Source organism: Sphingobium sp. BHU LFT2 (genome assembly GCF_018604485.1).
In the GTDB taxonomy this organism is placed as follows: Bacteria; Pseudomonadota; Alphaproteobacteria; order Sphingomonadales; family Sphingomonadaceae; genus Sphingobium; species Sphingobium yanoikuyae_A.
The window spans coordinates 845,251-857,859 of record NZ_JAFCGW010000001.1 but is presented as its reverse complement, the minus strand read 5'-3'; the positions used below and the strand labels follow the sequence as shown (position 1 = coordinate 857,859).

The window sequence follows — 12,609 nt, the reverse complement described above, 5'->3', positions numbered from 1 at the left end:
TTTTCGGCAAAAAGTTACCGCTATGACTCGTATCCTTCACGTTCTCGATCACAGCCTGCCGATGCACAGCGGCTATACGTTCCGCACGCGGGCGATCCTGCGCGCGCAACTGGCCAAGGGCTGGGACGTGCGCGGGCTTACCGGCCGACGCCATGTCGCGGCGGGACCGCAGGAGGAACTGGTCGACGGCCTGCATTTCCACCGCACGCCGGGTGAAGCGGCCGGCGGCAATGCGTTGCTGCGCGAGTGGCGCGACATTTCCGCCCATGCCGATGCCATCGAGTCGCTGGTGCGCCAGTGGCGGCCGGACATCATCCATGCCCATTCGCCGGTGCTCAACGCCATGGCCGCGCAGCGAGTCGCGCGCCGCCACGGCATTCCCCTGATCTACGAGATTCGCGCCTTCTGGGAGGATGCGGCGGTCGGCAACGGCACCGGGACCGAAGGCAGTCCGCGCTACTGGCTGACCCGCCAGCTCGAAACCCATGCGGTCCGTGCGGCCGATGCGGTTGCCGTCATCTGCGAAGGGCTGCGATCCGATCTGGTTGCGCGCGGAATCGACTCGGCCAAGATCACCGTGTCGCCCAATGGCGTCGATCTCGATCAGTTCGGCGCACCGGTGCCGCGTGATCCGGCCCTGACCGCGAAGCTGGGGCTCGAGGGGGCGGATGTCGTCGGCTTCATCGGCAGCTTCTATGATTATGAAGGGCTGGATGACCTGATCGCCGCCATGCCGCGACTCGTGCGGGCGCGGCCCAGGGCCAAGCTGCTGCTGGTCGGCGGCGGGCCGATGGAACAGGCGCTGCGCGATCAGGCGCTGGCCTCGCCTTTCACTGATCATATCGTCTTTGTCGGCCGGGTGCCGCACGACCAGGTCGAACATTATTATGCCCAGGTCGATGTCCTCGCTTATCCGCGCAAGGCGATGCGCCTTACCGATCTGGTGACGCCATTGAAGCCGCTGGAGGCGATGGCGCAGGGGCGACTCGTCGCCGCGTCGAGCGTCGGCGGCCATCGCGAACTGATCGAGGATGGCGTGACCGGCACCCTGTTCGCGCCGGACGACCCGGCCGCGATTGCGCAGGCGCTGGCAGGCATGTTCGCGGATCGCGGCTTCTGGGACGAACGCCGCATCGTGGCGCGCGATTTCGTTGAGAGGGAGCGTAACTGGTCGTCAAACATTTTGCGTTATGAGCCTGTTTACCAGCGACTTCTGGGACGCGACTCGACCGCAAAGGCGGCCTGAGGAACGGCGGCGATGCCGAAGTTCACACCGTCCATGCGAGGACTGGCCATCATGGCGCTGGTCGCGGCAGGCTGCGGCGCCCTGGTGGTGCTGACCCTGCCGGTCGGCTGGATGGAAATGCTGGTCGCGTCGAGCGGTCTGAGCGAGACGATCCCGGCGGCCGGTCCGCCGCTGGGCATGAAGGCAAGATTGCTGCTGGCCGGTTTTGCCGCGCTGATGAGTGTAGGAATTGTGGCCGCGGTGCGGCGAAATGGATCGGATGCGCCGCACAGGCGCTTGAGAATAAGCGGAAGGCGTCATCCAGACGCCCAAGGAGCAAGAAAAATGGGTTTCGCATTTGCAAAGCTGACCGCGCTTGCCCGCGGACGCAATGTGCCCGCTGCCGAAGAGGCCGCGCCCGCGCAGCGCCGTGCCGACGCGCATCCCGACGCGCCGCCCCGTCCTCCGATCTTTGCCAGCCGCGATTTTGGCGGCGCCGATATCTTCGCGCGCCCGGAATCGGGGCGTCGTCGTCTGGTGGTCGATAGTGATCCGGTAGAGCCGGTGGCGGCGACGGTGGTGCGCATGGAGACGCCGGCCGCTTTTGCCATGCCGACCCCGCATGAAGAGGCACCGGTCGAGGATATGGCGATCGCGCCCGCGCCCGCCTTCTCGCGTCCGTTCGACGCCATGCCGGCGCTGTCGGCCAATCCGATCCCGCTCGGCCGCGCGCCGTTCGCGCCGCCGGAAGACGCTATATTCGAGCCCTGGGAAGAAGAGGCAGTGGCGGAATTTGCCGCTTTCGACGAAGAGCCGACCGATATCGCACCGGAGCCGGTCGTCGAGCAGGCCCCTGCCTTCGTCCCGGAACCGGTGATCGCAGAACCGATCCAGGCGTTCGATCCTGCGCCCGAGCCTGCACCTTTCGTTCCGAGGGCGGAGGCATCGCCCGCCCCGAGCGCGCGCAGCATCGACAACCTGTCGATCACCGAACTGACCGAGCGGCTAGAGCGGGCACTGGTCCAGCGTGGCCGACCGGCGACCGCGCCGCGCGTCATTGCCGACATGCCGATCGCCTCGGCGGTGCCGGTGCGTGAAGCCGTGTCGGAAGATGTCGAGGATGCGCAGCGTGCCGCGCTCGGCACGCTGCGCACCATGACCGGGCGTCCCCGCTAAAGGACCGTCTTACCAGTCGCGGATGGTGAGGGCGGACAGCTAGATCCATTCGCCTTCCGCGTCGCCGCGCAGGTCGTCGATCACCATGTCGGCGACGAAATGGCCCGGCAATGTCCATTCCGCATCCTGCAATTCGCTGGCTAGCGCCTCCCGGCGCGCGCGCAGGCTGCCGCCCGCCACCCGCAACAAGATGACATGGCGGCGCCCTTCGAACAGGGCGCTGGCCCAGGGGCGGCTGACCGCGCGCTCGACCGTCGCCGGCTCGCCAATTCGGGCGATCAGTTGGACCAGTAACTGGGCCAGTGGATCGGCCTCGCGCCGCTCTCCTGCTCGATTACGGACCAGATTTGCGCTTGTGCGCAGCATGTCGGCGCTTGTCATTGGCCCAAGCTCCTGCGATATTCGTTCATGAAATGTTCTACGCGCCTCTTTACTCGATCGCCCGGATCGCGCCCCATGCGCAGGTCGAAGACCAGGCGCGGATCGCGCACGGCGTCGCGACCGAAACGGGTCGGCGCTATCTGATAGTCTCGCAGGAATTTCTCGATCGTGCGCAACAGCATGGACGGACCTCTCCTTTGTCGAGCCGATTCGCCCCCTGCGAATCAATAGGCAATTTCCTATCTCATATTCATTTTCCTACTTGTCTAGGAAAATTCCTATCATTATGGATGCAACATGGATGAAGCGCAGGACGCCCGGACTGCCCTCGATCGGCTGATCGTCGAACGCGGGGAAAATTATGCCGATCTGTCACGGCTGATCGGGCGCAATCCCGCCTATATTCAGCAGTTCATCAAGCGCGGCACGCCGCGCAAGCTGGACGAGGCGGATCGCCGTATTCTGGCGCGCTATTTCGGCGTGGCGGAAACGATGCTGGGCAGCCCGGTGCCGGTCGGCGCACCGATCCCGCGTGTGCGCGGCCTGCCGGCGGTGGTGGCAGTGCCGCGCCTGTCGCTTGGCGCTTCGGCCGGCGCGGGCTCGCTGGATGAGGATGAGCGTACCGCGGGTGTGATGGCGTTCGACGCGCAATGGCTACGGCATCTGGGCGTGCGGCCGCAGCGCGTGTCGATCATCCGGGTCGATGGCGAATCGATGGCGCCCACGCTCAACGATGGCGACGACATCATGGTCGATCATGAGGATGACGCCGATCGCCTGCGTGACGGTGTCTATGTGCTGCGGCTCGACGGCGTGCTGATGGTCAAGCGGGTGGCGATGGGGCCGTTGCGCGGCCGGTTCAGCGTGTTGAGCGACAATCCCCATTATCCCGACTGGACCGATATCGATCCGGCGATGGTGGCGATCGTCGGCCGGGTCGTCTGGACAGGCAGGCGGCTGGTCTGAGAAGCCTGGTTCGTCTTTGAAAGGCGCCGTGCCTTTCCTATGTCTAGGAAAACAGGGGAAGGCTGGATCATGAACGATAATGGCGCGGTGATCCGCAAGGCGATCGAGTGGCGCGGTGCGCCGATGGCGCTGGCAACCGTCGTGTCGACCTGGGGATCGGCGCCGCGTCCGCGCGGTAGCCACATGATCGTGCATCAGGATGGCCGGCTGGAGGGCAGCATATCGGGCGGCTGTGTCGAGACCGATGTGTTGCAGCGCGCTGCCGAAGTGATTGCCGGCCGGCCCGGCCATGTCGCGCGCTATGGGGTGGCTGATGGCGATGCGTGGGAGGTCGGCCTGCCCTGCGGCGGCGAGATCAGCGTGCTGGTGCAGCCGGTGGGGGAGGGTGGTTTTGCCCCCGACCTGTTCGACCGGATCGCGGCGGAAAGCTCGCGCGGCCGGGCGCTCACGCTGTCGACCGATCTGGACGAAGGCATCACCCGCGAGGGCGCGGTCGAGGGGCAGTTTCTCAACCGCTATGATCCGCCTCGCCGGTTGCTGATCGTCGGCGCGGTACAGATTGCCCAGTCGCTCGCTGCGCTGGCGCAGGCGATCGACGTCACACCGGTGGTGATCGACCCGCGCGGCCGCTTCCTGACGGCGGAGCGTTTCCCCGGCATCGAACTGGACGATCGCTGGCCCGACGCGGCGATCGCCGCGCGCTATCCCGGCGAATCCACCGCTGTCGTGACGCTCAGCCATGACATCAAGATCGATGATCCCGCGCTGATCGCGGCGCTCGCCGCCCCGACCGGCTATGTCGCGGCGCTGGGCTCCCGGCGCAGCCATACCGCGCGGCTTGAGCGGTTGGCGGCGCAGGGCTTCGGCGCGGACGACCTCGCCCGGATCGATGGACCAGCAGGCCTCGACATCGGCGCGATCGGGGCGGCGGAAATCGCCCTGTCGATCACCGCCGGGATGGTTGCCGGCTTTAACGCCCGCCGCTGATCAGAGGACGTTGATCAGCAGCATTTCCCGCCATTCTTCCCGCCATAGCGCGCCTCCTGTCGATTCCGGAAAAAGGCGGTGCGGTCCATCGGCGCATGGCCGGGATGATGGTCGCGCATATGGCGCAGATAGGCGTCATAGTCCGGCTGGCCGACCATCAGATGCGCCATGCGCCGCAGCGTCTGGAGAAATTGGCTCATGGCGTCGTGACCAGTTGCGCCGGAATCTCGCGCGCGGTCGGCGCGGCGAAACCGCGGGCGGCAATGCACGTCCGGATGGTGAAGACCAGCAATGACAGGACGACAGCCAGGAAGATCGCAACCAGCCCGGCATCGACATAATCGTTGAACAGGATCTGGCGCATTTCCGCCATCGACTTGGCCGGCGCCAGTATCTCGCCCTTGTCGAGGGCGGCGCTATATTTGGCGGCATGGGCCAGGAAGCCGACCTTCGCATCGGCCGAGAACAGTTTCAGGAAGCCGGCCGACAATGTGCAGATCAGCAACCAGGCGGCGGGCACCATCGTCACCCAGGCGAAACGGTCGCGCTTCATGCGGAACAGCACGGCGGTCCCCAGCATCAGCGCGATTGCCGCCAGCATCTGGTTGGAAATACCGAACACCGGCCATAGCGTGTTCACCCCGCCCAGCGGATCGGTGACGCCCTGATAAAGGAAGAAGCCCCAGGCCGCGACGCACAGGCCCGTGGCGATGAAGCCGGGTAGCTGGCTCTTGCTGTCCTTGAAGCTCGGCACGGCGAGCGCGATCAGATCCTGCAGCATGAAGCGGCCGGCGCGGGTGCCGGCATCGACCGCAGTCAGGATGAACAGCGCCTCGAACAATATGGCGAAATGATACCAGAAGGCCTTCATCGCCGGGCCGCCGAACACATGGCTGAAGATTTCCGCCATCGCCACGGCCAGCGTCGGCGCGCCGCCGGCCCGGCTGATGATCGTATGTTCGCCGACATCTTTCGCCGTCTGGACGATGACGTCGGGGCTGATCGGGAAGCCCATGGCGGTGACGGCGGCGGACACGCTGGCAGGATCGGTGCCGATCACGGCAGCCGGGCTATTCATCGTGAAATAGATGCCGGGGTCCAGGATCGACGCGCCGACCAGCGCCATGATCGCCACGAACGCCTCCATCAGCATCGCGCCATAGCCGATCAGCGGCGCGTCGCTTTCGGTCGCGATCAGCTTGGGCGTGGTGCCGCTGGCGATCAGCGCATGAAAGCCGGACACCGCACCGCAGGCAATCGTGATGAACAGGAAGGGGAAGAGGCCACCCGACCAGACCGGGCCGCCGCCGGCAGCGAACTGGGTGACGGCGTGCATCTTGAGCGGCGGCGCCATGATGACGATGCCGATCGCCAGCGCGGCGATCGCGCCGATCTTGAGGAAGGTCGAAAGGTAATCGCGCGGCGCCAGCAGCAGCCAGACCGGCAGCACCGACGCCACCGCGCCATAGCCGATCAATATCCAGCACAACTGCACGGGCGTGAAGGTGAAGATCGGCCCCCAGACCGGCGATTGCGCGATCGCCTGGCCATAGACGATCGCCGCGAGCAGGCCGATCAGCCCCAGGATCGACACCTCGCCGATCCGACCGGGCCGAATCCAGCGCGTATAGGCGCCCATCGCCATGGCCAGCGGCACGGTGGCGGCGACGGTGAACATGCCCCAGGGGCTTTCCGCCAGTGCCTTCACCACGATCAGCGCCAGCACGGCCAGGATGATCACCATGATCATGAAGGCGCCGAACAGCGCGATCGTGCCTGCCACCTGGCCCATTTCCATGCGGATGAGTTCGCCCAGTGACTTGCCGTCGCGGCGCATGGAGATGAACAGGACCATGAAGTCCTGCACCGCGCCGGCCAGCACGACGCCGGCAATGATCCACAGCGTGCCGGGCAGATAACCCATCTGTGCCGCCAGCACCGGCCCGACCAGCGGCCCGGCTCCGGCGATCGCCGCGAAATGATGGCCGAACAGCACGGTGCGGTCGGTCGCGACATAGTCGAGGCCATCGGCGCGGCGGATCGCCGGGGTTGGCCGGGCCGGATCGAGCCGCATCACCTCGCGCGCGATGAACAGCGCATAGTAACGATAGGCGACCAGGAAACAGCTGACCGCAGCGACCACGATCCACAGCGCATTGACCGTCTCGCCGCGCGAAATCGCGACGACCGCCAGCGACACCGCGCCCACCAGCGCAGTCAGGATCCATGGAATATGCCGGGTCATCGCTCTCTCAACGGTTCGGGATAGGGATTGGGCGCCACACTAGGCCGCTCCCCCCGAAAGACAACCGCCAGTCTGGGTTAGGCGCCTGTCGGGATTAGGGGATTCGGTCGCGCTCGTTCGTCCATCGGGTGAACAGGGCAGGAGGCATCGCATGACCGACCGGAGCAAGGACGTTTCGCGCAGGGGCTTGTTGCAGGCGGCGGCGGTCGTGGGGGCGGCACTGCCGCTGGCGGCGCGGGGCGCGACAACGGGCAATGCGATGCGCGACCAGTTGCTGCTGGCGCCCGACATCCATTATTTCAACGCCGCCAATATCGGCCCGGCCTTCCGCAGCGCGATCGCCGCGTATGAGCGCGAGACGCAGGCGTTCCAGGCCAATCCCTCGCCTCAATATCGCACCAAATATCCGGCAGCCGCCGATGCCCTGCGCGCGCGCCTGGGCAAGCGGATGAACGTCAGTGCGCAGGAAATCGCGCTGGTCCGCAACAGCAGCGAGGCGAACACGGTCGCCGTGCGCGGCCTGGCACTCAAGGCCGGGGACGAGGTGATCCTGACCGACCACAACCATCCCTCGACCCTGGAGACATGGAAGCTGCGCGCTGCGCGCGAGGGGCTGGTGCTCAAGATTTTGCCGGTGCCGGTCTATGCGACCTCGGCCCAGGCGGTGGTCGATCTGTTCGCCGCCGCCATCACGCCGCGTACCCGCGCCATCTTCCTGTCGCACATGTCGAACGTCACCGGCATGATCTTTCCGCTGGCGCAGATTGCTGCGCTGACTCGGCCCAAAGGCATCTGGCTGCACGGCGATGGCGCCCAGACCTTCGGCTGGCTGCGGCTCGACCTGCCGGCGCTCGGCGTCGATTCCTATTCGGGGAGCACCCATAAATGGATGATGGGGCCGCTGGAGGGCGGCATCCTCTATGTCCGGCGCGAAGGTCAGGCGCAGCTCCAGCCGATCATGCTCAGCCATGGCTATTGGCTGACCGACGAGAAGAATCTCGATACCGCGCAGAAATATGAGATATTGGGCCAGCGCGACGATCCCAAGCTGATCGCGATCGATGCAACGCTCGATGCGCTGGATGCGATCGGCGAGGCGGAGGTGGAGCGCCGCGCCTTCGCCATCGGCGACCAGATGCGCGACATGGTGCTGCGCGTGCCGGGTGCGAAGCTGGTCGGCACGACCACCAAGGGGCTGACCGGCCCTGTCATCACCCCGGCCTTTGCCGGCAAGGATGTGCTGGCGATCCGCGACCATCTGTGGACCCAGGGCAAGGTGGTGGTCGCCCCGTCCAAGGCGGACGGCAAGCCGACCATCCGCTTCTCGCCCCATATCTACAACAGCGCCGACGAGATCGCCCTGATCGCGGACCTATTGGCGAAGGCCTGACCGTTATCGTCGGCGGAATGGCCAGTCGATTACCGCGCCGGCCCATAGCGCCCACCAGATGATGACCGGCTGCAACGCCAGCCGGGGGCCATGATACCACCAGCTCAGATGCACGCCGCCCAGCGCTATGTCGTGCAGGGCATGGTTGAAATTGGCCGGCCAGACGCACAGCGCATAGAGAGCGAGCCCTATCGCGGCGGCGCGGCGCGTGGCCGGCAACATCAGCCCGACGGCACCGGCCAATTCGGCGATGCCGGTCAGGGCGACGACGGTTTCCGGCTTTGGCACCCAATGCGGCGTGATCGCGACGAAGCCGGTTGGCCGCATCAGATGCGCCGCGCCCGTGACCGCATAGGCAAGCGCCAGCCCGATCCGGGCGATGGCGCGCACGGTAACGGCTACAGCTCCAACTCGCCCTCATCCTCGCCGTCCCAATAATGGGCGCGTTCGGCATGGACCTTGATCATCACCAGGCCGGGCGTGTCGGCGCCCTGCGCGAACCAGCGCTCCAGGTCCGGGTTCCAATGCGCTTCAAAGGCGCTGCGGTCGCGGATCAGGTCGGCGCGGCCCTCGACCGCGATGAACAGGGGGCGCTGTCCCAGCAGGCCGCCCTTGCCGTGGAAGGACAGGCCGACCCGTGGATCGCGCTCGATATCCTTCACCATCAACGTGTCTTCGGTGGTGAAATAATAGCTGTCGCCGCCATAGGCGACGTCCTGATTGTTGCTCATCGGCCGGGCGCCGATCTGGCCATCCTCGGTATGGGTAGACAGCATCGCGAAATCGATATGCTGCATCTTGTCTGCCAGGGTGGCGATGGTCTGCTGGGCCATGGTCGCTCTCCTCTTCTGCCCGGTTCAACGCTGACAGAGCGGATTCGGATGCGTCGGATTCGTCAGGAGGACGAAAAGAACATATAGTGAACATATATCCGATTCGGAGGATGTTCGCCATGCTTGCCCGCACGCCGTCGCTCTATCGCCTGATCGTGGCGCTGAAGCCGCCGACCCGCATCACGCGGCAAATCGACCATTTCGCCGAGACGCTGGCGCCCGATGCCCATCGTATCCTGCCGGCGCACCAGCATATCACGCTGGGGATCACCGACGACTGGCCGGACTATCCCTATGCGCTGGTGAAGGCGATGCACCGCAGCTTCACCGGCATCCTGGCCGATCCGTTCGATCTGTCGCTGGATCAGTTGAGCGAGGGGGGCCGGTCGGCCGCGCTGCGACCGGCGCATGCACTGCCGCCGCTCCGGGAATTGCAGCGCAAGGTGGCGCTGGCGATGAAGCGGGCGGGGGTGGGCGCGCGTCCGGGCTGGAGCTTCAACCCGCACCAGACGCTCTATTATCGCGACGGCGCCCCGGCCACCCAGCGGATCAGCGGCTTTCACTGGCGGGTCGAGGATTTCGTGCTGCTATGCAGCCATGTCGGCCGCACCCATCATGAATTGCTGGGGCGATGGCCGCTGCGCGGCAGCGGCCAATATAGCCTGTTCTGAACGCGCTCAGCGCTTGCGCACGAACTCCGCGCGCAGCACCAGCCCCTTGATGCCGTCATAGCGGCAGTCGATTTCCTGCGGGTCGCCGGTCAGGCGGATCGACTTGATCAGCGTGCCGCGCTTCAGCGTCTGGCCGGCGCCCTTGACCACCAGATCCTTGATCAACGTCACCTGGTCGCCATCGGCCAGCAGATTGCCGACCGAATCGCGCACTTCCACGGCATCGCCGGCATCGGCCCTGGCCGCGGCATCAGCCGCGCTGATCCATTCGCCGCTCGCCTCGTCATAGACATAGTCATCGTCGGCCATCGGCTTATCCCTGGCTCACGGCTTCGAGCACGGCGGCGCGCAGTTCGGGGATGCCCATGCCCTTTTCGCTCGATGTGGCGATGATCTCGGGATGGGCGGCCGGGCGCTTGCGGATCGCATCGGCGGTGCGCTGCGTCACGGCGACCAGTTCGCTCGCCTTGATCTTGTCGCTCTTGGTCAGGACGATGCGATAGCTGACCGCCGCGCCGTCCAGCATGTCCAGCATGTCGGTGTCGACATCCTTGATGCCATGGCGGCTGTCGATCAGCACCAGCGCACGCTTGAGCGCCGCGCGACCGCGCAGATAGTCGTTCACCAGGAACCGCCACTTCTTGACCAGATCCTTGGGCGCCTTGGCATAGCCATAGCCCGGCATGTCGACCAGGCGGAAGCGCAGCGGATCGCCGACGTCGAAGAAGTTGAGTTCCTGCGTCCGGCCCGGTGTGTTCGACGTGCGAGCCAGGCCATTGCGGTTGGTCAGCGCGTTCAGCAGCGACGATTTGCCGACATTGGAACGGCCGGCAAAGGCGACCTCGTTCACCGCCATGTCGGGCAGATAGTCGAGCGTCGGCGCGGATTTCAGGAAGCTGATCGGCCCGGAAAACAGCTTGCGGGCTTCCTCGATCAGGGCGGTGTTGTCGTCTTCTGTCATATCGAAAAAATCCCCCCCTTTCGGGGAGGATTTCCTTTTCCTTACTTGGTGGCCGTCGCGGTGTTCAGCACGGGGTGGCGCTTGTACAGCCACCATTGCTGCGCCATCGACAGGCAGTTGTTGGTGATCCAGTAGACCAGCAGGCCGGCGGCGAACGGCGCCATGATGAACATCATCATCCACGGCATGATCGCGAACACCTGCTGCTGCATCGGGTCCATCTGGGCCGGGTTCAGCTTGAACTGCAGCCACATCGAAATGCCCAGCAGCAGCGCCAGCACACCGATCGCCAGGAAGGAGGGCGGGGTGAAGGGCAGCAGGCCGAACAGGTTCAGGATATGCAGCGGGTCGGGTGCGGACAGATCCTTGATCCACAGCACGAAGGGCTGGTGGCGCATTTCGATCGTCAGCTGCAGCACCTTGTAGAGCGCGAAGAAGATCGGGATCTGGATGAAGATGGGCAGGCAGCCGGCCAGCGGATTGACCTTCTCCTGCTTGTACAGCTCCATCATCTTCTGCTGCAGCTGCTGCTTGTCGTCCTTATATTTCTCCTGCAGCGCCTTCATCTTGGGCTGCACCGCGCGCATCGCCGCCATGCTGGCGAACTGGCGCTGGGCGACCGGGAACATCAGGGCGCGGACGCAGAAGGTCAGGCAGATGATGGCGACGCCGAAATTGCCGAGCGTCTCGAACAGCCAGTGCAGCAGCGCGAAGATCGGCTGCTCGAACCAGTAGAACCAGCCCCAGTCGATCGCGCGGTCGAACAGCGGCACGCCGGCACGCTCATAGGCCTGCAGCGTTTTCACTTCCTTCGCGCCCACGAACAGCCGGTTGGTCTGGGTCATCGCCTTGCCGGGGGGCAGCATGACCGGCGCCAGCGCGATGTCGGTCTGGAACTGGGTGCCTGCACCCTTGCGCATCTGACCGGTGAAGGCGTCCTTCTGGTCGGGGATCAGCGCCGACAGCCAATATTTGTCGGTGAAGCCGATCCAGCCGCCGGTCGACTGGAAGCTCTGGCTGGCCGGACCCTTTTCCAGATCCTTGTAGTTCACGTCATAATTGGCCGCGCCGTTGAACACGCCCATCGGGCCGACATGGATGGTCCAGGTGTCGGGATCGGCCGAGGGGGCGGCACGGCTGACATAGCCATAGGATTTGACCGCGATCGCGCCGGTGCCGCTGTTCGACACCTTCTGCGCGGCGGAGATCATGTAGTTTTCGTCGATCGAATAGCGGATCTCGAAATTCTGGCCCGCGCCATTGTTCCAGCTCAGCGTGACCGGGCTGGTGGGGGTCAGTTCGGTGCCGCTGGCGGTCCAGAAGGTGTTGGCATCCGGGGTCTTGATGCCCTCGCCCTGCCAGCCGAAGCCGGCAAAATAGGCGTCCTTGGTGCCGCTGGGGCTATAGAGGCGGATCGCCGGCGAATCCTTGGCGATCGTTTCCTTGTAGGTCGGCAGCACGATATCATCGATGCGCGCCCCCTTCAGGTTGATGGAGCCTATGATCTTGGGCGTGCGGATGGCGACGCGCGGCGTTTCCTTCAGCACCAGCGCGCGATCGCGGATCGCGGTCGATGCATCCTGCGCCGGGGCCTCGCCCGCCGGGGTCAGCGGGGTGGTCTTGCCGCCCTCGATCTTCGTCGCGGGCGGATTGGCCGCCGGGAAGAAATGTTCGGAGATATAGGGCCAGCCGAACAGGATCGCGGCGGTCAGCAGCACCGCCAGAATGATATTCTTCTTGTCGTCCACGCTATTCGGCTCCGCCGTCTATACTC

15 protein-coding genes are annotated in these 12,609 nt (G+C 65.4%); 6 read left to right on the top strand and 9 right to left on the bottom strand.

Translation table 11 applies throughout. From position 1 onward, the window contains the following. The first annotated feature begins 22 nt into the window (after positions 1-22). Both JQK15_RS04270 and JQK15_RS04265 read left to right on the top strand, forming a co-directional pair. Positions 23-1,246 (top strand): TIGR04063 family PEP-CTERM/XrtA system glycosyltransferase, encoded by a 1,224-nt coding sequence (locus JQK15_RS04270; protein ID WP_072893493.1) that lies wholly within the window; start codon positions 23-25, stop codon positions 1,244-1,246. Positions 1,247-1,258: 12 nt separating this feature from the next. Then, positions 1,259-2,401 carry a hypothetical protein gene (locus JQK15_RS04265; RefSeq protein WP_251007536.1) on the top strand — a complete coding sequence of 381 codons (1,143 nt, stop codon included), beginning with the start codon at positions 1,259-1,261 and terminating at the stop codon, positions 2,399-2,401. Between the two features lie 39 nt (positions 2,402-2,440). On the opposite strand, the gene JQK15_RS04260 is transcribed toward JQK15_RS04265, so the two are convergent. Together JQK15_RS04260 and JQK15_RS04255 are read right to left on the bottom strand one after the other, a co-directional pair. Beyond that, complete coding sequence (locus JQK15_RS04260) at positions 2,441-2,782, bottom strand: hypothetical protein (RefSeq protein ID WP_214863647.1); 342 nt, start codon at positions 2,780-2,782, stop codon at positions 2,441-2,443. Further along, a complete protein-coding gene (locus tag JQK15_RS04255; protein ID WP_069335687.1) occupies positions 2,779-2,964 on the bottom strand; it encodes a hypothetical protein in 186 nt (61 codons plus the stop codon). Before JQK15_RS04255 ends, JQK15_RS04260 begins: the two co-directional genes overlap by 4 nt. 115 nt (positions 2,965-3,079) lie before the next feature. On the opposite strand from JQK15_RS04255, the gene JQK15_RS04250 reads away from it, so the two are divergent. Both JQK15_RS04250 and JQK15_RS04245 read left to right on the top strand, forming a co-directional pair. Further along, the gene (locus tag JQK15_RS04250) at positions 3,080-3,748 is read left to right on the top strand and encodes a S24 family peptidase (RefSeq protein ID WP_069335686.1); all 669 of its coding nucleotides are present in this window, start codon (positions 3,080-3,082) and stop codon (positions 3,746-3,748) included. Positions 3,749-3,817: 69 nt separating this feature from the next. Continuing rightward, a complete protein-coding gene (locus JQK15_RS04245; RefSeq protein WP_214863645.1) occupies positions 3,818-4,735 on the top strand; it encodes an XdhC family protein in 918 nt (305 codons plus the stop codon). A 14-nt stretch (positions 4,736-4,749) separates the two neighbouring features. On the opposite strand, the gene JQK15_RS04240 is transcribed toward JQK15_RS04245, so the two are convergent. Together JQK15_RS04240 and JQK15_RS04235 are read right to left on the bottom strand one after the other, a co-directional pair. Next, on the bottom strand, positions 4,750-4,935 hold the full coding sequence (locus JQK15_RS04240; RefSeq protein ID WP_010336890.1) for a YbdD/YjiX family protein: 186 nt from the start codon (positions 4,933-4,935) through the stop codon (positions 4,750-4,752). Then, on the bottom strand, positions 4,932-6,980 hold the full coding sequence (locus tag JQK15_RS04235) for a carbon starvation CstA family protein (RefSeq protein ID WP_214863643.1): 2,049 nt from the start codon (positions 6,978-6,980) through the stop codon (positions 4,932-4,934). The genes JQK15_RS04240 and JQK15_RS04235 overlap by 4 nt, the downstream gene beginning before the upstream one ends. Positions 6,981-7,131: 151 nt before the next feature. Here JQK15_RS04235 and JQK15_RS04230 point away from each other — a divergent pair, with 151 nt between their 5' ends. Further along, positions 7,132-8,370: an aminotransferase class V-fold PLP-dependent enzyme gene (locus JQK15_RS04230; RefSeq protein ID WP_214863641.1), complete on the top strand. Its 1,239-nt coding sequence runs from the start codon at positions 7,132-7,134 to the stop codon at positions 8,368-8,370. A 3-nt stretch (positions 8,371-8,373) separates the two neighbouring features. Here the strand turns inward: JQK15_RS04230 and JQK15_RS04225 are convergent, their stop codons facing one another. After that, the gene (locus tag JQK15_RS04225; protein ID WP_353047182.1) at positions 8,374-8,760 is read right to left on the bottom strand and encodes a DoxX family protein; all 387 of its coding nucleotides are present in this window, start codon (positions 8,758-8,760) and stop codon (positions 8,374-8,376) included. An 8-nt stretch (positions 8,761-8,768) separates the two neighbouring features. After that, the gene (locus tag JQK15_RS04220; protein ID WP_214863639.1) at positions 8,769-9,203 is read right to left on the bottom strand and encodes a pyridoxamine 5'-phosphate oxidase family protein; all 435 of its coding nucleotides are present in this window, start codon (positions 9,201-9,203) and stop codon (positions 8,769-8,771) included. A gap of 119 nt (positions 9,204-9,322) precedes the next feature. Here JQK15_RS04220 and JQK15_RS04215 point away from each other — a divergent pair, with 119 nt between their 5' ends. Beyond that, a complete protein-coding gene (locus JQK15_RS04215) occupies positions 9,323-9,874 on the top strand; it encodes a 2'-5' RNA ligase family protein (protein WP_004210027.1) in 552 nt (183 codons plus the stop codon). Between the two features lie 6 nt (positions 9,875-9,880). On the opposite strand, the gene JQK15_RS04210 is transcribed toward JQK15_RS04215, so the two are convergent. From JQK15_RS04210 to yidC, 3 genes are read right to left on the bottom strand one after another with little or no spacing between them, the layout of a single operon-like run. Beyond that, the gene (locus tag JQK15_RS04210; protein ID WP_097385317.1) at positions 9,881-10,183 is read right to left on the bottom strand and encodes an alkylphosphonate utilization protein; all 303 of its coding nucleotides are present in this window, start codon (positions 10,181-10,183) and stop codon (positions 9,881-9,883) included. Positions 10,184-10,187: 4 nt separating this feature from the next. After that, positions 10,188-10,835 (bottom strand): ribosome biogenesis GTP-binding protein YihA/YsxC, encoded by a 648-nt coding sequence (gene yihA, locus JQK15_RS04205; RefSeq protein ID WP_004210031.1) that lies wholly within the window; start codon positions 10,833-10,835, stop codon positions 10,188-10,190. A gap of 41 nt (positions 10,836-10,876) precedes the next feature. Continuing rightward, positions 10,877-12,583, bottom strand: a complete 1,707-nt coding sequence (gene yidC / locus JQK15_RS04200) for a membrane protein insertase YidC (protein ID WP_214863637.1) — start codon at positions 12,581-12,583, stop codon at positions 10,877-10,879. Between the last annotated feature and the right edge of the window lie 26 nt (positions 12,584-12,609).

Excerpts from the sequence above, each read along its gene's own strand:
- JQK15_RS04270 (WP_072893493.1), top strand. The coding sequence starts at position 23 with ATGACTCGTATCCTTCACGTTCTCGATCACAGCCTGCCGATGCACAGC.
- JQK15_RS04265 (WP_251007536.1), top strand. The coding sequence starts at position 1,259 with ATGCCGAAGTTCACACCGTCCATGCGAGGACTGGCCATCATGGCGCTG.
- JQK15_RS04260 (WP_214863647.1), bottom strand. The coding sequence starts at position 2,782 with ATGACAAGCGCCGACATGCTGCGCACAAGCGCAAATCTGGTCCGTAAT.
- JQK15_RS04255 (WP_069335687.1), bottom strand. The coding sequence starts at position 2,964 with ATGCTGTTGCGCACGATCGAGAAATTCCTGCGAGACTATCAGATAGCG.
- JQK15_RS04250 (WP_069335686.1), top strand. The coding sequence starts at position 3,080 with ATGGATGAAGCGCAGGACGCCCGGACTGCCCTCGATCGGCTGATCGTC.
- JQK15_RS04245 (WP_214863645.1), top strand. The coding sequence starts at position 3,818 with ATGAACGATAATGGCGCGGTGATCCGCAAGGCGATCGAGTGGCGCGGT.
- JQK15_RS04240 (WP_010336890.1), bottom strand. The coding sequence starts at position 4,935 with ATGAGCCAATTTCTCCAGACGCTGCGGCGCATGGCGCATCTGATGGTC.
- JQK15_RS04235 (WP_214863643.1), bottom strand. The coding sequence starts at position 6,980 with ATGACCCGGCATATTCCATGGATCCTGACTGCGCTGGTGGGCGCGGTG.
- JQK15_RS04230 (WP_214863641.1), top strand. The coding sequence starts at position 7,132 with ATGACCGACCGGAGCAAGGACGTTTCGCGCAGGGGCTTGTTGCAGGCG.
- JQK15_RS04220 (WP_214863639.1), bottom strand. The coding sequence starts at position 9,203 with ATGGCCCAGCAGACCATCGCCACCCTGGCAGACAAGATGCAGCATATC.
- JQK15_RS04215 (WP_004210027.1), top strand. The coding sequence starts at position 9,323 with ATGCTTGCCCGCACGCCGTCGCTCTATCGCCTGATCGTGGCGCTGAAG.
- JQK15_RS04210 (WP_097385317.1), bottom strand. The coding sequence starts at position 10,183 with ATGGCCGACGATGACTATGTCTATGACGAGGCGAGCGGCGAATGGATC.
- yihA (WP_004210031.1), bottom strand. The coding sequence starts at position 10,835 with ATGACAGAAGACGACAACACCGCCCTGATCGAGGAAGCCCGCAAGCTG.